This window comes from Nocardia sp. NPDC058176 (assembly GCF_042883805.1).
Taxonomy (GTDB): domain Bacteria; phylum Actinomycetota; class Actinomycetes; order Mycobacteriales; family Mycobacteriaceae; genus Nocardia.
Window position 1 is genome coordinate 721273 of the sequence record NZ_JBHVVA010000001.1, and the last position, 20533, is coordinate 741805.

20 protein-coding genes are annotated in these 20533 nt (G+C 68.9%); 9 read left to right on the forward strand and 11 right to left on the reverse strand.

Annotated elements, in window-relative coordinates; genetic code table 11:
* Positions 1-8: 8 nt before the first annotated feature.
* From ACFVVM_RS03460 to ACFVVM_RS03475, 4 genes are all read right to left on the reverse strand, one after another.
* Positions 9-719 (reverse strand): cutinase family protein, encoded by a 711-nt coding sequence (locus tag ACFVVM_RS03460; RefSeq protein ID WP_387612555.1) that lies wholly within the window; start codon positions 717-719, stop codon positions 9-11.
* 95 nt (positions 720-814) lie between these two features.
* Complete coding sequence (locus ACFVVM_RS03465; RefSeq protein WP_387612557.1) at positions 815-2029, reverse strand: RNA polymerase sigma factor; 1215 nt, start codon at positions 2027-2029, stop codon at positions 815-817.
* A 20-nt stretch (positions 2030-2049) separates the two neighbouring features.
* The gene (locus ACFVVM_RS03470) at positions 2050-2763 is read right to left on the reverse strand and encodes a YciI family protein (RefSeq protein ID WP_387612558.1); all 714 of its coding nucleotides are present in this window, start codon (positions 2761-2763) and stop codon (positions 2050-2052) included.
* Positions 2764-2906: 143 nt separating this feature from the next.
* A complete protein-coding gene (locus ACFVVM_RS03475; protein WP_387612560.1) occupies positions 2907-4265 on the reverse strand; it encodes a flavin monoamine oxidase family protein in 1359 nt (452 codons plus the stop codon).
* A gap of 55 nt (positions 4266-4320) precedes the next feature.
* On the opposite strand from ACFVVM_RS03475, the gene ACFVVM_RS03480 reads away from it, so the two are divergent.
* Complete coding sequence (locus ACFVVM_RS03480; RefSeq protein ID WP_387612562.1) at positions 4321-4920, forward strand: TetR/AcrR family transcriptional regulator; 600 nt, start codon at positions 4321-4323, stop codon at positions 4918-4920.
* Between the two features lie 31 nt (positions 4921-4951).
* On the opposite strand, the gene ACFVVM_RS03485 is transcribed toward ACFVVM_RS03480, so the two are convergent.
* Together ACFVVM_RS03485 and ACFVVM_RS03490 are read right to left on the reverse strand one after the other, a co-directional pair.
* Positions 4952-6397, reverse strand: coding sequence for an aldehyde dehydrogenase family protein (locus ACFVVM_RS03485; RefSeq protein ID WP_387612564.1), 1446 nt, complete (start codon positions 6395-6397; stop codon positions 4952-4954).
* 10 nt (positions 6398-6407) lie between these two features.
* Positions 6408-7733, reverse strand: coding sequence for a flavin monoamine oxidase family protein (locus ACFVVM_RS03490; RefSeq protein ID WP_387612566.1), 1326 nt, complete (start codon positions 7731-7733; stop codon positions 6408-6410).
* A gap of 197 nt (positions 7734-7930) precedes the next feature.
* On the opposite strand from ACFVVM_RS03490, the gene ACFVVM_RS03495 reads away from it, so the two are divergent.
* Together ACFVVM_RS03495 and ACFVVM_RS03500 are read left to right on the forward strand one after the other, a co-directional pair.
* On the forward strand, positions 7931-9757 hold the full coding sequence (locus ACFVVM_RS03495) for an acyl-CoA dehydrogenase (protein WP_387612568.1): 1827 nt from the start codon (positions 7931-7933) through the stop codon (positions 9755-9757).
* A 113-nt stretch (positions 9758-9870) separates the two neighbouring features.
* Positions 9871-10482, forward strand: a complete 612-nt coding sequence (locus ACFVVM_RS03500) for a TetR/AcrR family transcriptional regulator (protein WP_387612569.1) — start codon at positions 9871-9873, stop codon at positions 10480-10482.
* On the opposite strand, the gene ACFVVM_RS03505 is transcribed toward ACFVVM_RS03500, so the two are convergent.
* Positions 10479-10961, reverse strand: a complete 483-nt coding sequence (locus ACFVVM_RS03505; RefSeq protein WP_387612571.1) for an SRPBCC family protein — start codon at positions 10959-10961, stop codon at positions 10479-10481. The two genes, ACFVVM_RS03500 and ACFVVM_RS03505, sit on opposite strands and share 4 nt — an antisense overlap.
* Before the next feature lie 103 nt (positions 10962-11064).
* On the opposite strand from ACFVVM_RS03505, the gene ACFVVM_RS03510 reads away from it, so the two are divergent.
* The 3 genes from ACFVVM_RS03510 to ACFVVM_RS03520 all read left to right on the forward strand — a co-directional run bounded on the left by ACFVVM_RS03510 (position 11065) and on the right by ACFVVM_RS03520 (position 13459).
* Positions 11065-11961 carry an aminoglycoside phosphotransferase family protein gene (locus ACFVVM_RS03510; protein ID WP_387612573.1) on the forward strand — a complete coding sequence of 299 codons (897 nt, stop codon included), beginning with the start codon at positions 11065-11067 and terminating at the stop codon, positions 11959-11961.
* A 209-nt stretch (positions 11962-12170) separates the two neighbouring features.
* Positions 12171-12488, forward strand: coding sequence for a GYD domain-containing protein (locus ACFVVM_RS03515; RefSeq protein WP_387612575.1), 318 nt, complete (start codon positions 12171-12173; stop codon positions 12486-12488).
* Positions 12489-12568: 80 nt separating this feature from the next.
* Complete coding sequence (locus tag ACFVVM_RS03520) at positions 12569-13459, forward strand: hypothetical protein (RefSeq protein ID WP_387612576.1); 891 nt, start codon at positions 12569-12571, stop codon at positions 13457-13459.
* Between the two features lie 41 nt (positions 13460-13500).
* On the opposite strand, the gene ACFVVM_RS03525 is transcribed toward ACFVVM_RS03520, so the two are convergent.
* The 3 genes from ACFVVM_RS03525 to ACFVVM_RS03535 are packed head-to-tail and all read right to left on the reverse strand — an operon-like array spanning position 13501 to position 15941.
* Positions 13501-14091, reverse strand: coding sequence for a TetR/AcrR family transcriptional regulator (locus ACFVVM_RS03525; RefSeq protein WP_387612577.1), 591 nt, complete (start codon positions 14089-14091; stop codon positions 13501-13503).
* Positions 14092-14131: 40 nt separating this feature from the next.
* Entirely contained in the window at positions 14132-14965 is an 834-nt protein-coding gene (locus ACFVVM_RS03530; protein WP_387616734.1) for an LLM class F420-dependent oxidoreductase, read from the reverse strand.
* A 40-nt stretch (positions 14966-15005) separates the two neighbouring features.
* Entirely contained in the window at positions 15006-15941 is a 936-nt protein-coding gene (locus ACFVVM_RS03535; protein ID WP_387612579.1) for a fumarylacetoacetate hydrolase family protein, read from the reverse strand.
* Positions 15942-16098: 157 nt separating this feature from the next.
* Between ACFVVM_RS03535 and ACFVVM_RS03540 the strand changes: the two genes are divergently transcribed.
* Complete coding sequence (locus tag ACFVVM_RS03540) at positions 16099-16725, forward strand: TetR/AcrR family transcriptional regulator (RefSeq protein WP_387612581.1); 627 nt, start codon at positions 16099-16101, stop codon at positions 16723-16725.
* A 57-nt stretch (positions 16726-16782) separates the two neighbouring features.
* Here ACFVVM_RS03540 and ACFVVM_RS03545 read toward each other — a convergent pair whose 3' ends face one another.
* Positions 16783-17943 (reverse strand): amidohydrolase family protein, encoded by a 1161-nt coding sequence (locus tag ACFVVM_RS03545; protein WP_387612582.1) that lies wholly within the window; start codon positions 17941-17943, stop codon positions 16783-16785.
* Positions 17944-18391: 448 nt separating this feature from the next.
* Here ACFVVM_RS03545 and ACFVVM_RS03550 point away from each other — a divergent pair, with 448 nt between their 5' ends.
* Both ACFVVM_RS03550 and ACFVVM_RS03555 read left to right on the forward strand, forming a co-directional pair.
* Positions 18392-19126, forward strand: a complete 735-nt coding sequence (locus tag ACFVVM_RS03550) for a DUF2993 domain-containing protein (protein WP_387612584.1) — start codon at positions 18392-18394, stop codon at positions 19124-19126.
* Between the two features lie 102 nt (positions 19127-19228).
* Positions 19229-20518 (forward strand): YhgE/Pip domain-containing protein, encoded by a 1290-nt coding sequence (locus tag ACFVVM_RS03555; protein WP_387612585.1) that lies wholly within the window; start codon positions 19229-19231, stop codon positions 20516-20518.
* The last annotated feature ends 15 nt before the right edge of the window (positions 20519-20533 follow it).

Here is a 20533-nt window from a genome sequence, read left to right on the forward strand (position 1 = left end):
GTCGACGGCTACGAGCTGAGCTGTTCGCGAACGAAGGCCGCGGCCTGGTCGCGGTTGTCGTTGACGAAGTAGGCGAAGTGGCCGTAACTCAGCGCGTTGCCGAAGCCGACGGCCGGGTCGCCGCCCTGGCAGACACGGTCACCGGCGTGGCAGTAGTCGCGCAGGCGGTCGGCGAATCCGGCGAGCGCGCCGGTGGGCAGCGGACCGGTGCCGGACAGGGCGGGATCGAAGGTGCCGCGGTTGTAGGGTTCGGCACCGTTGAACACGGGGCTGCCGAACAGGGCGACGGCGTCGATCCGCGCGGCCGCCTCGTCGGTCAGCGCGGCTCGCGCGAGGGTGTTCCCGATGACGCGGGCGCCTTGGGAATAGCCGAGGAGGACGAGCTGCTGGTCCGGACAGGTGGCGGCGGTCTCGTTCAGCAGCGTGGTGAGATTCTCGATGCCGCGGACGGAGCTGTCGGTGGCCATCGAGGCCGGGTATTCGAGTTCGGTCACCGTGGTGTGGCGTCCGGATTCCTGGGCGATCCGCCGGCCCAGCGGAGTGAGCAGCAGGCTACCGAGCTGCGGCTCGAGGGTGCCCCGGACGGTGACGACCCGGACCTCCGCGCAGCCGGTCGGGCCGGTGGTCGGCTCGGCGGCCGCGGCCGGGAGGGTGATCGGGGCCAGGGCCACGGCGACTGTTGCGGCTGAACACGCCAGGATTCGAGATCGTCCACGCATTCGTCCACTGTATTGCGCAGGGCGGGTCACACCCAGCGGTTCGGAATGTGCGGCACCACAGCGTCCGGCAGGTCGGCGCCGGATTCCGGTGGGATTCAGGGTTCGGCCTCGACCTCGGCGAGGCGGCGCGCCAGGAAGCGGCGCGCTTGGTCGTTGCCGACGATCGCCAGCGCGGCGCGGTAGTGCTCGGCCGCCTCCCGCGGACGGCCCGCGCGGCGCAGCAGGTCGGCGCGGGTGGCGTCGACCAGGTGGGTGCCCGCCAGGCGCGGGTCACCGGCGACCTCGTCGAGGGCCGCGAGCCCGGCGGGGAAACCGTGCGCGAAACCGACGGCCACGGCGCGGTTCACCCGGACCACGGGCGATTCGGTGTACGCGAGCAGCTCGTCGTAGCCGGAAAGTACCGCGTGCCAATCCGTTTCCGACCAGCTCGGCGCGCTCGCGTGCGCGGCGGCGATACGGGCCTGCGCCAGGTACGGCCCGGCTCCGTCGGCGGCCGAATCCAGACAGGACAGACCGGCCGCGATGGCCGCGCGGTCCCACCGGGCGCGGTCCTGGTCCTCCAGCGGCACCAATTCGTCGTCATCCGAACGGCGTTGGGCGCGCCTGCTGTCCTGCAACAGCATCAGCGCGAGCAGCGCCCGTGCCTCCGATTCGCCGGGCAGCAGCCCACACACCAGGGTGCCGAGCCGGATCGCCTCGTCGCACAGTTCGTCACGCACCGCGACCGGACCAGCGGTGGCCGAATACCCTTCGGTGAACACCAGATACACGCAGGCCAGCACCACCGGCACCCGGTCGGACAGCAGGTGTGGCGGGGGTACCCGCAGCGGGATGCCTGCCTGGCGGACCTTCGCCTTGGCTCGGGAGAGTCGTTGCGCGACAGTGTGTTCCGGTTGCAGGAACAGGCGCGCGATCTCGGCGGTGCGCAGGCCGCACACCAGGCGCAGCGTCAACGCCACCTGGGACGGCGGCGACAGCGCCGGGTGGCAGCAGGTGAAGATCATCCGCAACTGGTCGTCGGCCACCGGGGACACCTCGACCTCCTCGGCCGGTGCGCGCAGCAGCGCGGCGCCGTGTTCCTTGTCCGCCCTCGCCGCTTCGCGCCGCAGCCGATCGAGGGCGCGATGGCGGGCGGCGGTGGTGATCCACGCACCCGGGTTCGCGGGCCACCCGCGGTCGGGCCAGGTGCGCATGGCGTCGGCGAAAGCCTCCTGCACCGCGTCCTCGGCGAGTCCGATATCGCCGGTCAGCGCGGCGACCGTCGCCACGGCCCGGCCGAACTCCGCGCGGTAGACCGCGTCGACGGTCACAGCCGGGCCGGTGGGCACGGTCAGGCGTCCAGGTCAACGACCTGGCGCACCTCGGCACGCCCGCCGGCGCCGAGCGGGATGGCCGCCGCGATCTCGGCGGCTCGGTCACGCCCCTCGGCGGCGAACAGGTAGAGCCCGTCGACCACCTCGGCGAATTCCGGATAGGGGCCGTCGGTCAGCAGGAGTTGCCCGTCGCGCACCCGCACCGTGGTCGCGGTGGACGGCGGACGCAACGCGCCCCCGCCGCGAAGGGCGTCGGCGTACTTCTCGCCGAACCGCGCGTGCTCGGCCGCCATCGCCTCCCACTCCGGAGTACCCGGCTCGACCACCGCCGCGGGCGTTTCCCACAGCAGCGCCATCCACCAGTCCGCTCGCGGGGTGTCGTGCGGCAGCCACTCGACGAGCGGGCGCACCTCCACCCCGTCGCTGTCGACCGCGGGCAACTGCCGCGCCAGGCGAATCGCCTCGTCCAGATCGTCGGCTTCGAACACGTAGAACCCGCCGACCACCTCGGCCTGCTCGGTGAACGGGCCGTCGGTGACCAGGGTCTGCCCGGCCGAGCGACGGACCTGGATCGCCTCCGCCGACGGGAACAGCGCCACGCCACCGGCGACGGCCGCGCCCTCCTTCTCCTCGAATTCCGCGTACCGCGTGACCTCCGCGTCGAACTCCGGCGTGCCGGGGCGTGCGGCGGGAGTGTCTTCGCGTCCTACCAGCGTCACCAGATAGTGCATGGCGTAACCCTTCCTCGATGCGAGGGGCCGACTACCCCTTCTATCAGGACGACGAACCGCACTGGCCATTCTCCACACCGGCAGGTCCGAGAGTTCGTTTCGTGGGCGATCGACACACCCTGCGCCGCCCGCACCCGGACCGTTCAAGGTGCGGTTGCGGCGAGGATCTCGGCCGCGGCGCGGTGCCCGGACTCGATGGCGCCGTCGATGTACCCGGCCCAGCGCGTCGCGGTTTCGGTGCCCGCCCAGTGCACCGGACCGGTCGGGCGGCGCAACTCCGGGCCGAAGCGGGTCAAGGTCGACGGGGTGGCGAACGCGCCGTAGCAGCCGAGGCTGAAAGGCTCTGCGGCCCAGTCCTGTTCGACGTAGTGGACCGGATTGCGGGCACGGGGACCGAAGTACGCGGCGAGGTCGTCGAGCACCACGGCGCGGCGCTGCGCCGGCGTCAGCCGGGATGCGGTCTGGGCATGGGTGGCTTCGAGGAAGCCGACCAGAACCGCCGGGTTGCCGTCCGGGGGACCGGCGTCGAACACCGTGCCCAGCGCGCGAGTGTCGCTGTTGGCCTGTCCGGACAGCCCCTGCGCCCGCCAGAACGGCTCGTCGTAGACCACGTTGACCTTGATGGTCCAGCCCATCGGCATCCGTTGCAGCAGGTGCGCGCGCTCGGCGGGCAGGCCGGGCGTGAACCGGATGCGCTGCACCAGCGGCGGCGGGACCGCGACGATCGCGTGCCGCGCCCGCCACTGCCGCTGTCCGGCTCGCACCCGGACCTCGGTGTCGCTCCAGTCGATCTCGGTCACCGCGGCGTCGAGCACGACCCGCTCACCCAGCTCCTCGGCCATGGCGATCGAGAGTCGCTGCGTGCCGCCGACGACCCGATCCTGCTGTGCGCCACCGGCCGTGTTGATCAGCGAGTCGACCCCGCCACCGGAGTGGATGTAGAACTGCGCCCACAGTGCCGACATCTCCTCCGGTTCGGCGCACCAGACGGCCTGGGTGATGAGCCGGAAGAACGCGCGTCCGGCGGCGGTGTGCGAATGCGCGCGCAGCCAGGTGTCGAAGGTCTGACCGTCGAGTTCTCGCGCGTGCGGCGCTGTCCACGGTGCCTGCAGGGGGATACGCCGCGCGGAGCGGTCCAGCCGGAGCTGTGTGAGGCCGATATCGGCGAGCACGAGTGGATTGAGCCGGGGTATCCGACCCGAGAACCGGGTCATGCGCCCGGCGAACTCACCGACGTTCACGCCCTGAACATGAGTCGGGAACGTGGCGAACCCGAGTTCGTCCACGAGCGCGAGCACCCGGTCCTGACCAGGGCCGACCCACATGCCGCCCGCTTCCACGTAGGTGTCGCTCCCCGGCACCTCGAGATTGAGGGTCCGCCCGCCGACCCGAACCCGCGCCTCCAGCACCACCACCTCGCGTCCGGCCGCCACGAGCGCGCGGGCCGCCGTGAGCCCGGCCGCACCGGCGCCCACCACGATCACATCGACGAGATCCGACATTCGCATACACCTCACATCTCAGATACACGATGTATGTCAATGTAGTCTGATAGTCGTGACTGTCAAGGGACGACGTGCGGAGTACGCCGAAGCCACCCGGTCGGCACTGCTGGACGCGGGCCGCCGACTGTTCATCGAACGGCGGTACGCGGAACTGTCCGCCGAGGAGATCGCCAAGGACGCGCGCCTGACCCGCGGCGCCGTCTATCACCACTTCGGTGGCAAGCAGGGCTTGTTCGAGGCCGTGTTCGAGCAGGTCGAGCAGGAGCTGACCGACCGTTTGACGAGTGCGCTCGGCCAGGCGGGCGCCTCCTGGGACACCGTGGTCCTCGGCGTGAACGTGTTCCTCGACGAATGCACCGACGTGGCCTACCAGCGCATCGTGCTGCAGGAGGGACCGTTCGCCCTCGGCTGGGACCGTTGGCGCGAACTCGACGAGCGCTACATGGTCGGCCTCATCCGCGATCTGGTCGACGAACTGTCGCGCGCCGATGCCCTCGTCCACCGCTCGCCCGAGCTCACCGTCCGCGCCATCTACGGTCTGCTCACCGAACTGGCCTGGAGTCTCGCCGACACGACCGACGAGCAGACGCGCGGCGAGGCAGGGCAACTCGCGCTCACGATGATCGGCGCCCTGCGCCGCGACACCGAATGACGAGCGGTGGGATGTCGGGTCCTGCCGCGGGTCACCCCCGGCGGATGAGCAGCGTGGCCAGGCGCTGACGGAGGCCGGTGAAGGGCGGCTGGATCAGGCGCAGGGAGTCGGGGGTCAGGGGTTTGCGCAGGATCGGCTTGTGGTGGGAGAAGGCGCGCCACGAGTAGATGCCGTGGTAGGCGCCCATGCCGCTGCCGCCCACTCCGCCGAAGGGCAGGCCGGTGGCGGCCACGTGGATCAGGCCCGCGTCATGGACCACCGCGCCGGAGGAGGTGTGGTGTTCGAACAGGCGGCGGGTCTCGGCCGAGCCGGAGAACACGTACAGCGCCAGCGGCTTGTCCCAGCTGTTGATCAGCTCGACCGCGCGCCGCGGTGAGTCGACGGCCACGATGGGCAGGATCGGGCCGAAGATCTCCTCCCGCATCAGCGGATGCGCGGCGTCCGGTCCGAGGACGGGCGGATGCCCGGGCAGGGTCACCACCGTCGGTGCGAGATAGCGGTCGGTGCGATCGTGGTCGCCGCCGACCAGGATCCGCGCGCCGTCGAGACTGCCGACGAGGCGGTCGAAGTGGCGTTCGTTGACGATGCGCCCGTAGTCGCGACCGGCCCGCGGGTCGGTGCCCCACATGTCGGCGATCGCGTCGCGCAGCGCCTCGGCCAGCGCGGGCACCCGGTCGGGGGTGGTCAGGACATAGTCGGGCGCGACGCAGGTCTGGCCCGCGTTGGTGAATTTCGCCCACGCCAGTCTGCGCGCGGCCTGTGCGAGATGGGCGTCGTCGTCGAACCAGACCGGTGACTTGCCGCCCAGTTCCAAGGTGACCGGCGTCAGATGCTCGGCGGCCGCCCGCATCACGATCCGTCCGACCGCGCCGCTGCCGGTGAACACGATGTGGTCGAACCGCTGCTCGAGCAACGCGGTCGTCTCGGGGACCCCGCCGCCGACCGCGCGCACCGAGCCGTCGGGAAAATACGTCGGCACCAGCCGGGTGATCAGCGAGGAGGTCGCCGGGGCGAGCTCGCTCGGCTTGAGGACCGCGGTGTTGCCCGCGGCCAGCACACCGACCAGGGGGTCGAGCAGCAGCTGCACCGGATAGTTCCACGGCGCGATCACCAGGACCACGCCCAGCGGCTCGGACACCACCCGCGCGCGTCCCGGCCACAGTGCCACCGGGACCGGACCGCGTTCGGGCCGGGCCCAGCGCCGCAGGTGACGCAGCGTGTGGTCGATCTCGGCGACGACCACGCTGATCTCGGTGAACTGTGCCTCGGCGCGGTTCTTGCGCAGATCCGCCCACAGCGCGGCCTCGAACGCCGGCTCGTTGTCGGTGAGCATGGCGCGCAGCGCCCGCAGGCGGTGGGCGCGGGCGTCCAGCGGCCGGGTCGCGCCAGAGTCGAACACACCGCGCGCGGCGGCCACCGCCCCGAGCGCCGATCGTGAGGGCTGTTCGATGGTCGAGGTATTCGGTGCGCCGGGCATCGTGTGCTCCTCAGTTCCGGTGGGTCAGGGTCGCGACCACCTCGGCCGCCGCGCGGGTGCCGGACTCGACGGCGCCCTCGAAGTAGCCGGCGTGGTCGCCCGCGGATTCGGTGCCCGCCCAGTGGATGTCGCCGACCGGTGTCGAATCCAGCGGAACGACTCCCTCGGTGGTCCCGGGATCGGGCAGTGCCAGGTAGCCGCCGCCGGTGTATTCGTCGAGATGCCAGGCCTTTTCGTGCCAGCTCACCGGTTCGAGTACCTCGGGGCCGAGGTGCTCGGTCAGCGTGCCGAACAGTGCCGCGCGCCGTTCGGCGGGATCGAGGTGGTCGAGTGCGCGCGCTTCCGGGCCGCCCACCAGGACACACAGGTGGCCCGGCCCCGCCGGCGGGCTGGTGTCGAAGATCGCCCGGCCCGGCGCGTCCAGCACGAGGAACTCGGCATTGCTGCGGTCGCGCCAGAACGGGCGGTCGTAGACCGCGATCGCCTTGTACACCGAACCCATGTAGGTGTTGCGGGCGAGCGCGGCCCGGTGCTCGGGCAGGGGAGGGTCGAAGTCGATGTGCCGCAGGTTCGGCGGTGGCACGGTGACGATGACTTTCGAGGCACGCACCGGTCCCGCGGTCGTCGCCACGGTGACCCCGTCCTCGCCCTGGGTGATCGAGGTGACCCGATGACCCGACCGCACCCGGTCACCGAGCTCGGCGGCGATGGCGTCGACGACGGCGCCGAAACCCTCCACCAGCAGCGCCTCCTGGGCGCCGCCGCGGGTGGCCAGGCTGGTGCGCAGGCCGCCCTGCTTGCGGATCATCTTCGTCATCGCGTGGATCGAGAACCGATCCGGATCGGCGGTCCAGGAGATGAGCGCGGCCAGCTCGAGCAGCCGGCGCGAGGTGTGTCCCGGCAGCTTGCCCAGCCCCTCGGCGAGGGTCAGCGTGTTGCACCGCCGCGGTGCACCCACCAGGGCGAGGACCTCCACGGCGGCGATGACCACGCCGGTGAACAGCAGCGAGGGCGACCAGAGCGGCAGCCGCCGCGATCCGTCGAGCACGGTGGGCAGCGTCCCGGTGTGCATCGTGAACTTCTGGACACCGAGCTCGGCGGCGAGCGCGGTGATGCGGTGGTGGTCGTGGCCGATCCACTGTCCGCCCAGATCCACCCGCGAGCCCAGCGGTGTGGTCTCGCTCAGCGCGCGCCCGCCCAACCGGTCGTCGGCCTCGAGCACCACGACCTCGACACCCTGGCGGCGCAGCTCACGGGCGGCGACGAGTCCGGACAGTCCGGCGCCGATCACCACCACGGCCGTTTCCGGTGCCCCTGCTGCTGGTTCCTGCCCCATGCGCAACCCCTGTCTCGAAGCGGTCTTGGTGCGACAAAATGTCGGACGTGCGTCCGACATCAAGTAGGCCACAGAGTGCTGCTGGTGCGCAAGACCTGGGCTGCTGCTTGCTGCGATCCGCCGGCTGTGGCCTACTATATGTCGTACGAGCGACCGACTTGATTCGTTGTCGTGACCGAAAACGAGGAGGCGGGCCGGTGGGCCACTACAAGAGCAATGTGCGTGATCTCGAGTTCAATCTGTTCGAGGTCTTCGGTCTCGAGACAGTGCTGGCGACCGGAGCGTTCGGTGATCTGGACGGCGAGACCGTGCGGGCGATGCTGACCGAAGCCGCCCGCCTGGCCGAGGGGCCCGTCGCGGAGTCCTTCGCCGAGGCCGATCGCAATCCGCCGGAGTTCGATCCGGCGACGCATTCGGTGCGGCTGCCCGAGGCGTTCAAGCGGTCGGTGCGCGCCTGGTCCGACGGCCAGTGGTGGCGGGTGGGGAAGGCCGAGGCGATCGGTGGCGTCCCCGCGCCGCGAATGCTGAGCTGGGCGATCAGCGAATTCCTCCTCGGCGCGCAGCCCGCCGCGTACATGTACCTGACGGGGCCGACCATGGCCGACATCGTCGACGGCATCGGCACCGAACAGCAGGCTCACTGGGCAACGCTTGCGGTACAACGCAATTGGGGCGCCACCATGGTGCTGACCGAGCCGGATGCCGGTTCGGATGTGGGGGCGGGCCGAACCAAGGCGATCGAGCAGGAAGACGGCTCCTGGCACATCGAAGGCGTGAAACGGTTCATCACCTCCGCCGACTCCGACGACCTGTTCGAGAACATCGTCCACCAGGTACTGGCCCGCCCCGAGGGGGCGCGGCCCGGCACCAAGGGGCTGAGCCTGTTCCTGGTGCCGAAGTATCTCTTCGACGCCGAGACCGGCGAACCCGGTGACCGCAACGGCGTATTCGTCACCAATGTCGAGCACAAGATGGGCCTGACCGCCTCGGCCACCTGTGAACTGACCTTCGGCGGCCACGGTGTTCCGGCGAAGGGCTGGCTCGTCGGTGACGTGCACGACGGCATCGCCCAGATGTTCGAGGTCATCGAGGAAGCCCGGATGATGGTCGGCACCAAGGCGATCGCGACGCTGTCGACCGGCTACCTCAACGCGCTGGAATACGCCAAGCACCGCGTGCAGGGCAGCGCGCTGTCCAAGGTCTTCGACAAGTCCGCCGCGAAGGTCACCATTGCCCATCACCCGGACGTGCGTCGCTCGCTGATGACGCAGAAGGCCTACGCCGAGGGTCTTCGTTCACTCTACCTGTACACCGCCGCCCACCAGGATCCGGTTGTCGCCCAGCATGTCTCGGGTGCCGACGCCGAACTGGCCGCCCGGGTCAACGATCTGCTGCTGCCGATCGTGAAGGGTGTGGGTTCGGAACGTGCGTACCAGTGCCTGACCGAATCGCTGCAATGCTTCGGCGGCTCGGGCTTCCTGCGGGATTACCCGATCGAGCAGTACATTCGCGATGCCAAGATCGACTCGCTCTACGAGGGCACCACCGCCATCCAGGCGCAGGACTTCTTCTTCCGCAAGATCGCGCGCGATCAGGGCGTCGCGCTGGCCCACATCGCCGGCAGGGTCAGGGAGGCCACGGTCGACAACGGCCGCATGAAGAACGAGAAGATCCTGCTCGCCGCCGCGCTCGAGGACGTGCAGGACATGGCAGGCCGACTCACCGGCCACCTGCTCGCTGCCCGGCAGGCCCCCGCCGAACTGAACAAGATCGGCCTGGAATCCGTGCGTTTCCTGTTCGCCGTCGGCGACCTGCTCATCGCGTGGCGGCTACTCGTCGCCGCCGAAATCGCGCTCACCGTACTGGATTCCGCCGACGGCGGCACCGACAGTGCCTTCTACGAGGGCAAGATCGCCGTCGCCTCGTTCTTCGCCAGGACGGTGCTGCCCCGGTTGAGCGCCGACTGGGCGGTCGTCTCCGAAATCGACTCCTCGATCATGGAACTCGACGAAGCCGTCTTCTAGACATTCGCGGACGCGGTCCGCCTGTGCGCACCGGCGTCGGAGATTACCCTATTGTTGGACGGACGTACGACTTGATCTGTCGGCGTCGGAGGAATGCGGCGGGAGGAAACACGGTGGCCTACGTGAAGGCGGCGCAGCGCGAGCAGGACATCGTCGCTGCCGCTATCCGGGTGCTCAGTTCCGTCGGTGTCGCCGGGACCACCCTGCGCGGTGTCGCGACCGAAGCCGGAATCCCGCTCGGCACTCTGCATTACGTGTTCGCCACCAAGGACTCGATGCTCCGCGCCGTCATCAACACGGTCACGGCCGATGTCGTGGCGGCCATCGAGTCCGACGCGGCCGTCGACCGGGGCCTGGTACACGCGATTCGGCATGCCGTGGAACGTGTGTGGCAGGGTCTGGTGGCGGACGCGCCGGGATTGCAGATCATGCAGTACGAGCTGGCCATGTACTCGGTCCGCAGCGAGGGGAAGGGCGGTCTCGCGCAGTTGCAGTACGAGCGCTACACCTCGTTGGTCGCCGATTTCTGGGAGCGCGCCGCCCGGGCCGCCGGCGAACGTTGCGCGGTGGAGTTCGCGACCCTCGGACGCCTGGGCTTGGCCATGATGGACGGTCTCATCATCCAATACCTGGTGAATCCCGATCCCGACCGCGCGAAGCGTGACCTCGACCGGGCCGTCGACATGCTCGTCGCGTACGCGGATCCACGGTCCGTCGTGGGCTAGCCGCCAACGATCCGGCGCAGCGCGCGGACGCGGCGGGTCCACCGGGCGGGGTGGGAAACGGTGCCGGTGAGGGCGTGTTCGGCGCGATCCAGGCAATCTTCCAGGAGAGCGTCGTGCATCCACCGGTAGGCCAGGGGCCAGCTCAGTCGCGCCCAGCCGTGAACCTCCATGGCGAGCAGGTGAACCAGATCGGTGCCGTCGGCCGCGGGCTCGACAGTGAATTCGTGGAAACCGTGGAAGCCGCGGGGCCCGGTGAAGCGGAAGCGCACCCAGCGCCCCGGCACGTAGTGCTCCACCGTGTACCGAACCGGTCCGTGCCCACCCACCGCGCCCACGCCGAGCGGGCGATCGAACCGCATCGCCGGCCAGGACCGCACCGGCCAGAGCGCGTCGTCCTCGTCGGCGAGGGTGTCCGCCAGCGCGCCGACCTCGCCCTCCGAGGCGGGTAGGTGACGTCGATGAATGTTGACCACAGCCATGTTCCAGCTCCTCGTTCAATTATAGAGATGAGTCTCTAAAACGAATTAGAGCACAGCCTCCACAACGAGGGAAGGGCTCGCCGCCTCGGTACTGTGACTTCGTATGACCGGCACCGAGATCGAGATCACCGCGGACCTGGTCCGTGACCTGCTGCGGGACCAACATCCAGACCTCGCGGGGCTGGCCATCCGCGAGGTCGCGGGCGGCTGGGGCAACCAGATGTGGCGCCTCGGCGACGAATTGGCCGTGCGCATGCAACGCATGGACCTGACTCCGGACCTCCAGCTGAAGGAGCGGCGATGGCTGCCCGTGCTGGCCCCGCAGCTGCCACTCCCGGTCCCGACCCCGGTGCGGCACGGCGAACCGTCCGCCCGCTTCCCCAAGCACTGGACCGTGATGACCTGGATCCCCGGCGAGCCCTTGGACCACGGCGTGATCAGCCGCGGCGCCCACGCGGCCGACACACTGGCGGGCTTCCTCCGGGCGCTCCACGTGGCGGCACCCGCCGAGGCGCCGATCTCCGCGGACCGCGGCGCCCACCCCCGCAACTACACGGACAGCTTCGAGAACGTCCTGCGAGCCGTTGTTCCCGACGGAATCACCGACGACGTCCGAACCGTCTGGCACGACGCCGTCGCGGCCAACGCCTGGGCGGGCCCACCGGTGTGGGTACACGGCGACCTCCACCCCGCGAACGTCGTCGTCGCGGACGGAACACTCTCGGGCATAGTCGATTTCGGTGACCTCCTAGCCGGCGACCCCTCCTGGGACCTCGCCGCCGCCTGGGTCCTCCTCCCCGCGGGCACGGCCCCCCGATTCTTCGACACCTATGCGCAGGCGGACGAGGCGGCGATCTGCCGCGCCCGCGGCCTCGCCGCTTTGAAGAGCCTCTTCCTGATGCTCATGGGCCAGAACGGAGATCGAGGCCTTCCCGGCGGAAAGCCGCACTGGGGCCCCGCGGGCCGGGCGGCACTCGAGCGTGTCCTGGCAGGCGCGTAGCCCGAATGGTGCTCGGCCTGGTCGAAACCTTCGGTGACGACCTGACGGCGGCAACCTCATCGCGTGACTCTTCGGCGAACTCTCAGGTATCGCGGCTGTTGCGGTGGCGCATCATTGCGGCGACAGCGATCGGTGGGGGCGAATACGGCGGCCTCGGGAACCTAGGCTCTGTCTCGACGAGATCGTGTCGACCGAGGAGGCTGGTGGATATGCCCAAGTATCTGTGGCGAGTCAGCTATTTCCCCGAGGGGGCGCAGGGACTGCTCGCCGAGGGCGGTACCGCACGGCAAGCGGCGATCACGGAGATGGTCGAGAGCGTCGGAGGCCGGGTGGAATCGTGCTATTTCGCCTTCGGGGAGGACGATCTTTTCGTCATCGGTGACGTCCCCGACGAAGTCGCGGCCGCGGCACTCGCGATTCGCACCGCGGCTGCCGGCGCCGCCGTTTCGCACACCGTCGGTCTGCTGACCTCCGCGCAGGTCGACGCAGCTGTCGCGTTGGACGTCACGTATCGCCCTCCGGCGTGACCAAGGGCGCGCGCATTCGCTGCCCGCGCCTGTCCGATTCGTTCAATCCTCGGGCGGCCGTCCCGTGACATCGTGACGGCATGACCTTCAGTACCGCACGGGCACGCGCGTTCATGACCTCGAACGCCCGGACGCTCGATCGTCATCGTTTCGAGGTCGCCGTCGCCGACAACCCCGTGGCGCGAGCGGCCGTCATCGGCAGCCTCGGCGCCTACCGGAACCCCGACGGCGGTTACGGGTGGGGCCTGGAATCGGATCTGCGGGCTCCGGAGAGTCAGCCCGGCGGTGCGCTGCACGCGTGGGAAGCCATCGCCGACGCCGGGGCCGCCGTCCCCGCGTACACGGGACCGCTGCTGACCTGGCTGCAGCGCACCGCCCTCGCCGACGGCGGACTTCCCTTCGCCTTACCGATCGCCGATCCGACTGCCTGCGCACCGTTCTGGGTCCAGGCCGACCCGGGCGAATCCTCACTGCAGATCACCGCCGCGATCACCACCCAGGCCCTTCGCGCCGCCCGCGCCGACGCGTCGATCCACACGCACCCATGGCTGACGGCGTCGATCGACTACTGCTTCGACGCGATCGGAAAGATCGAGGGCGCGCCCTTCGCCTACGTCCTCTCCTTCGCCCTGCGATTCCTCGACATCGCCACCGACACCCACCCGCGGGCTCGCCAGCTCCTCGATCACCTGGCCCAGTTCGTTTCCGCCGATGGAGCGGTCGCCGTCGCGGGAGGCGCGGAAGGGGAGACGATCCATCTGCTGGACTACGCGCCCGAGCCCGGCCGTCCGATCCGCGAATACCTCACCGCCGATGCGGTCGAAGCCGACCTCGACCGGCTCGAGCAAGGACAACAGCCCGACGGCGGATGGGCTGTCGACTTCGCCAGCTACTCCGAGATCGCCGCACTCGAATGGCGTGGCTACGCGACCGTCGGCGCGGTGACCGCGCTCCACCGGAATGGACGCTGATCCGTCGAGGTCGGGTGCTGTTGGTACACCGGTCGGTTGGTCTAGGTCTGCCGCATGGCGAACAGCGCTGCCGCAGCCTGCTCAGCGAGTTCGGGCGCGTGGTCGGGAATCTGCCGGCCGACGCTCAGGTATCGCTTGATCATGGCGTAGGGCAGGTCGACCACCGCGAGGAGCACCCGATCCGCCGCGTCGGGAGCGATATCGTCGCCGTTCTCGATCAGCGCACCGAGCGCGTCGTGGAGCGCGGCATTGGCTCGCGCCGTGTCGGCGCGAGCCTGTTCGCTCCAGTTCTGCTCATCCAATTCCTTTGCCCCAGCGAGCAATACACGCGCATCGCCGGGATTGCGTCGCGCCCAGTCCAGGCTCGCACGGGCACTGCGACGGATCGCCTCCTGCGGTTCTCCGGGACTCAACGCGGCGAACAGCTCTTCGTGGAACCCCCGCAGCGCGCGTGACCACAGCGCGGCCAGCAACGCAGGGCGATCCGGGAAGCGGTGATACACCGATCCGCTCGGCGCCCCGGCGGCCTTGGCCACTCCGGACATGGTGACAGCGGCCGGCCCGCCGCCGGCCAGGAGTTCGGCGGCGGCGTCCAGCAGTCGATCGGCGTCGTGCCTCGGTGGCCTTCCCATATAGTGGAGGATAGGCCGCCTGCCCGACCCGGAGAGCGGGTCAGCGTGCGAGCGGCAGCGCCGTCGCCAATGTGCGCAGCGCCGCGAGGTAGTCCTCGTTCAGGACCTGGACCGCGACGTGATCCGCCCCCGCCGCCAAGTGCTCGGCCAGCCCCGCCGCGATCTCGGCCGGGGTGCCGTTGATCGCGAGAACATCGATCAGATGATCGCTGCCCGGCGTGGCCAGATCCTCCTCGGAGAAGCCGAGACGACGCAGGTTGCTGACATAGTTCACCAACCCCAGATACATCGGAACCATCTGCCGCGCGATGGCCCGCGCGCGGTCGACATCGTCGTCGACGACGACCTTGTGCTCGGCGACGAGAAGCGCGTCCGCACCGAGGATCTCGCGGGCGATCCGGGTGTGCTCCGGCGGAGTGAGATAGGGGAGTGCCCCCGCGGTCCGGTCACGCGCCAGCTTCAGCACCCGCGGCCCGAGCGCCGCCAGCGCCCTGCTCTCCTTCGGCACCCCCGCCGCGTCGAGTTCGTCCAGATACCGCACCAACGCGTCATACGGTTTGATCGCGTCCGCGCCATTGGCCTCGCGATGACCAGCCCCGATCCCGAGCAGGAACCGCCCGGGAAACCGCTGCTCGATCCGGTGAAAGGACTCCGCCACAGCCCCGGCCGGCGCCGTCCAGATGTTGACGATGCTCGTCCCCACAGTCAACGATTCCGTCGACTCCAGCAGCGCCTCGACCTCCGGCAGATCCGCAGGCGGCGACCCCCCGAGCCACAACGCCCCGAACCCCAACTCCTCGATCTCCCGCGCCGCCTCCGGCGTGAACCCCTTGTACCCGCGCCACACCCCATACGTCCCGACAACTTTGGTCATGCCGGAGCCAACCGGCCACACACCCCGAACTATTCCGCCGCTAGGTGTGCCGCACGGTCGTACGTTGCCGTCCGAGATCGATCGCGCCGTCATCGGTGGCGACCGTCGCTTCGATGACGTCACCGTCGCGCAGGTACTTCGGGTTCTTGGCCTGGCGGTCGAAGAACAGCTTCCACTTGATCTTGGGCGGCAACATCGCGCCGATGATCTCCACCGGCTTGGGTGGCGCGCTGATCGCGGTCCCCACCGGAGTTCCGGTGAGCAGCAGATCACCGGCCTCCATCCGCTGGAATCGGGACAGCGCCCGCACGGTCTCGAGCGGTTGGTAGATCATGTCCTCTACGGTCATGTCCTGGCGCTTCTCGCCATTGACCCACAGCCGCAGCCGCAAGTCGACGAATCGGTCGAGTTCGCCTGCTTCCAGGAGAACCAGTGCCGGTCCCGTCGGGGTGAAGGTCGGATACGACTTGCCCTCGTAGTACTGGGTCTGCGGCAATTGCACGTCGCGCGCCGAGATGTCGTTGGTGACGACGAGTCCCGCGATGTACTCGCCGAGATTCCCGGAGTCGATCTCGGTACCGACGGGCATTTCCCGGCCGAACACCAACCCGATTTCGACTTCGTAGTCCAGGAGTCGCACATGGCTCGGACGGACGACGTCGTCGTGGGGGCCACTGATCGATCCCGATGCCTTCCGGAAGAAGGTGAGCGGGACCGATCCGGGATCTCCGCCGGAATCCTTCACGTGGGAAGCGAAGTTCGTCATCTGGGCGACCACCCGGCACGGTGCCGTGACCGGGGAGAGCAACGAGAGTTCGTGCACCGGGACCAGATCGGTGTTTCGCGCCGCGCGGATGATCGCGGAGCGGTCGGCGAGGAGGGCGGCGGTCGTGGTGGCGGCGGTCGCGATCCGGGCCGCGCCCGCGGAGGTCAGCAGCCACCAGCCGTCGATCGCGCGGAGAACGGTGTGTGCCATGAACGCTACTTCCTTCTGCCGATCAGCTGCTCATATACTGACGATATCATCACTTGAGACGTATGCATCAGTTGGGATCATCTGGAGGATAACATCAACTATGAGATAGTGGTCATTTGTGCGATCGGTAATCGACTGGCTCGGTGTGGAGGGCACGATGGATGACACTGGCGGCACCAATCGGCTGGAGCGGCGGAAAGCCCGGACCCGGGCAGCGCTCGTCGCGGCGGCGCAGGTCTTCATCGCGCAGGGCAGGCTCAACGTGCCCATTCTGGAGATCACCCAGGCCGCGGACGTCGGCATGGGGTCGTTCTACAACCATTTCTCGAGCCGGGAGCAACTCCTGCAGGTGGCCGTCGGGGAGGTGCTCGACCGGCTCGGTGGCGCGCTGGACGAACTGACAGCCGACATCGATGATCCGGCGCACGTCTTCGCGCAGAGCTTCCGTCTGGTGGGCAGGGTGCATCGGCGTGAACCCACCGCCAGCAAGGTTCTGCTCGCGGAGGGACTGGTCTACGCCGGGTCGGACAGGGGCGTGGCCGCACGAGCGCGCCGGGACATCGAGATGGGTATGCGCGCCGGCCGGTTCCGGGTACGCGATGTCGAACTCGCGCTGGTGATCGTGTCGGGCGCCGCGCTGCGCCTCGGCCAGTTGTTGCACGAACAGACCGACCGTGACGACGCCGCGGCGGTCGACCAGGTGACCGAAGACCTCCTGCGCATGCTCGGACTCGGCGCGGACGAGGCCCACGACATCAGTCGACGTGCCTTGCCGGAGATCTGACGTTCGGCTCGGGCCGGGCGCGTGGGGAGCCACCGCGCCCGGCCGGAGGGGTGGAGATCAGCCTGCGTTGATCGCCGCGGCCAGGCGGGGGAGCTGGCGCAGCGGGGCGTGGTGCTCGACTTCCATGCGCTGTTCGGCGTCGAAGATCTCGCTGAGTCCCGGGGCGGGGTCGTTGGTGCCGGACTGCGGCAGCGTGGTCGCGCTGAAGGGCCAGTCGGAGCCGAAGACGATGTGGTCTCGGCTCGTCACGGCCGACACCGCCGACATCGCGGCGCTGGATCCGCTCAGCGCGGTGTCGTAGAAGAAGCGCGAGATCTGCGCCTTCGCGTCGAGCAAGGACGGCTTGTCCAGACCCTGGGGCCAGTTCTCGCCGACCGTGGTCTCGGAGGCGACGCCGACGCGCCAGGACAGGAACGGCAGGGTGCCGCCCGCGTGGGAGAGCTGGAACCGGATGTTGGGGTAGCGCTTGGTGACACCGGTGAGCATCATCATCGTCGCGGCCCGGGTCGTGTCGAAGGTGTACTCGATGAGGAAGTCGGGCAGGGGCAGATTCGGCTTGGCGTCGTCGGCGATTCCGGCGGGGTGCACGAAGACGTAGGCGTTGCGCTGGTTCAGCGCGATCATCAAGGGCTCGTAGCGCGGGTCGCCCAGGTAGACGCCCTGGTAGGCGGACAGCAGCACGATGCCGTCGGCATGCAGGACGTCCAGGGCGTAGATCGCCTCGGCGACCGAGGCGGCGATGTCGGGCATGGGCAGCACCGCGAACGAGCCGAAGCGCGTGGGGTACTGCCTGGTGAGTCCGGCGACGTACTCGTTGCAGTAGCGAGCCATGTCGTTGGCTTCCTTGCCCGGGGCGAGAAACCCGACACCAGGGTCGGAGACCGACAAGGCCTGGGCCTGGATGCCGTAGTAGTCCATGAACTGCATCGCGGACTCGGGCGACCACTCGGGTGTGGGGTAGCCGCCGACGGTGTAGTGCCCGTTCGACAGCAGTGCCGCCCGGTAGTCCGGTGGCAGCACGTGGGTGTGCAGGTCGATGCGGTAGGTGCCGGTGGGCGCGGCGTACTGGGCGCGGGCGGTTCCGGCCGCGCCGACTCCGGTCGACGTACCGAGGGGGAGAGCCGTCGCCGCGGCGACACCGAGCGTGCCTGCGACAGCTCCTCCCAGCATGCGGCGGCGGCTCACACCGGCGCGCGACGGAGTATCGGATTCGTTCACGAGATGTCCTTTCCTTCGGTTGTTTCAGGTGCATCGCGAAATCCCGGTCGGCGCGGTCGGAGTCCGCTCGAACGGGGAGGGGCTGCGGGGTGGAGAGTGCTCGATCGAGCTGATCGAGCGAAGCGATGCGCGAATCGCTGATGAAAGTATCAGATGCGATGCGATAGGTGGCTGAACCGGTCTTCCTGGGCAGGAGTGCGACCGGCATCATCGGCGGAGGCGCTCACTGCTGGTACAGACCGTCATATATGACGCCTTGATCAGTCAATCGTCGCCAGAGAACTCTCAGGCGATCCGCAGACCTCCAATAGGAAACGCGTGGGCGATGTCACGCATAGTGGACGAAGAAGTCAGATATGATGATTTCGTCAGTATCGGTGTGTGAGTGCAGCGCATCGTGCCCCGGAGCATCTCCCGGGTCCGTCAGGGGGAATCTGGAGGAGAACCCATGAAGCTTCAAGAGTTGGATCCCGTCGACAAGGGCGACGTGCCCGGTTGGCGGGTACGGCGACGAATCACGCGCGGTGTCACGCTCGGACTCGTTGTCACGCTCGTGCTCACGGCGCTCGGGATCGTGTCCGCCGAGCTGTATCTGCGCAACCGCATCGAGGGCTGCCTCGCCGACGGTCTGCGAGACGACTTCAGCTCCTCGGTGGACGTGGATCTCGGTCCGCGACCCGTCGTGATCGGTCTGATCGACCGGCAGATTCCCGAGCTGACCGTGGACAGCGACGACGCGCGGTTCGGTCCGGCGGTCGGCATGGCGGTCCATGCCACGCTGCATCAGGTCTCGATGGCGGAGGACGGGGGTTCGGCCACCGTGGGCAGCTCCGAGGCACGCGTCGACTGGAGCGCCGACGCGATCCAGCGCACGCTGCACGGGCTGGCCGGTGATGTGCGGATGTCCGCTGCCGACGGCACGGTCGATGTCACCGGGATCGTCGGCGTGGTGTCGGTGCGGCTGCGCCCCTACGTGGAAGATGGGGTGATCCGCGTCGAGGTCGTCTCTTCTCGCGGGGTCCCGCCGCAGCTGGTGAACGAGATCGCCGACCTGCTCACGGAGAGCCTCCGCGACTATCCGCTGGGGCTTCGGCCGGAGTCCGTGACCGTGGCCGACTCGGGAATCCGGGTCGAACTCCGCGGTGGCGGTACCGAGCTCCCGGTATCCGGCGACACATGCTGATCTTTTCATCAGTAATAGCTTGACCAGTCAAGAGCTGGTGCTCGATGATCGACGTGGTGGGTTGCGACGAAGTTGCCGAGCTGATGACAAAGGAGTGGTTCCATGGCGATCACCGGTAGGAATCTGGCGAGGTGGCTGCGCCCCGGTGCTGTGGTCGCGGTGCTCGCGGCACTGCTGGCGACCATGTATCTGGGATACATCGTCGACCCGGAGAAGCACATGCACGACTTCCCGATCGGACTGGTCAACCTCGATGACGGCGACACCATCGGAGGTGAGCAGGTCAACGTGGGCGATCAGATCGCGGCCTCGATGGTTCAGCAGATCCCTGCCGACAAGGTCGAGGTGCGTGAGATGGGCCTGCCTGCCCTGCATCGGGCCATGCTCGACGGCGAGATCTACGGGGCGATCGTCATCCCGAGTGACTTCACCAAGCGGGTGTCGATCCTGGGCGCGGCCGGTGTCGTGCCCGGCGATGTCGATTGGCCCGTCATCACCGTCGAAACGAATCCGGCGGCGGGTGCCTACGCCACGCAGATCATGCTGCGCATCACCACCCAGGCGACGGACGCGGCGAACAAGGCGGTGGGCGAGCAACTGCTCGAGCGGGTGGACAACCAGCTCCAGCCGACCTCGGACGCACCCGCCACCGAGCTCTCCGGCGTGAGCCGCCTCGCCCTGGCCGAGCCCGTCTCGGTGGTGGTCGTGCCGTTCCGTGAGCTCCCCGACGGCGCCGGTGGGGGACTGTCGGCGTTCTTCTACACCCTGCTGTTGCTGCTGGCCGGGTTCACCGGCGCGATGATCATCCACGCGATGGTGGACTCGGCACTGGGCTTCGCGCCGACCGAATACGGTCCCTGGTACGTCCACTACCCGGCGACACCGATCTCGCGCGTGCGGACGCTGCTGCTCAAATGGGGCATTCTGGTGGTCGTCGCGCCGGTGGTGTCCGGGATCTACCTGGGCGTCGCGACACTGCTGGGGATGTCGATCGAGCGTGCTCCGATGCTGTTCCTCTACGGGGTGCTCGCGATCGTGGCGGTCGGCGTCACCGCGCTGTCGGTCCTGGCGATCTTCGGTGCGGCCGGGATGCTCGTGAATCTCATCGTGTTCATCGTCCTCGGCCTGCCCTCCGCAGGTGGAACGGTACCGATCGAGGCGACACCGCAGGGCATGGCCTGGCTGTCGACCTTCGAACCGATGCACCAGATCTTCATCGCGGTGCGGGCGATCCTCTACTACGACGCCCGGGCGAGTTCTGGCCTGGCACACGGCGTGGGGATGGCCCTGCTCGGCCTGCTGATCGGGCTGGTCATCGGCCTGGCCGTGACGATCTTCTACGACCGGAAGGGGCTGGAACGCCGGGCTGTCCCGGCGACCGAAAAGCAGTGAGTTCTGCGTGGACCG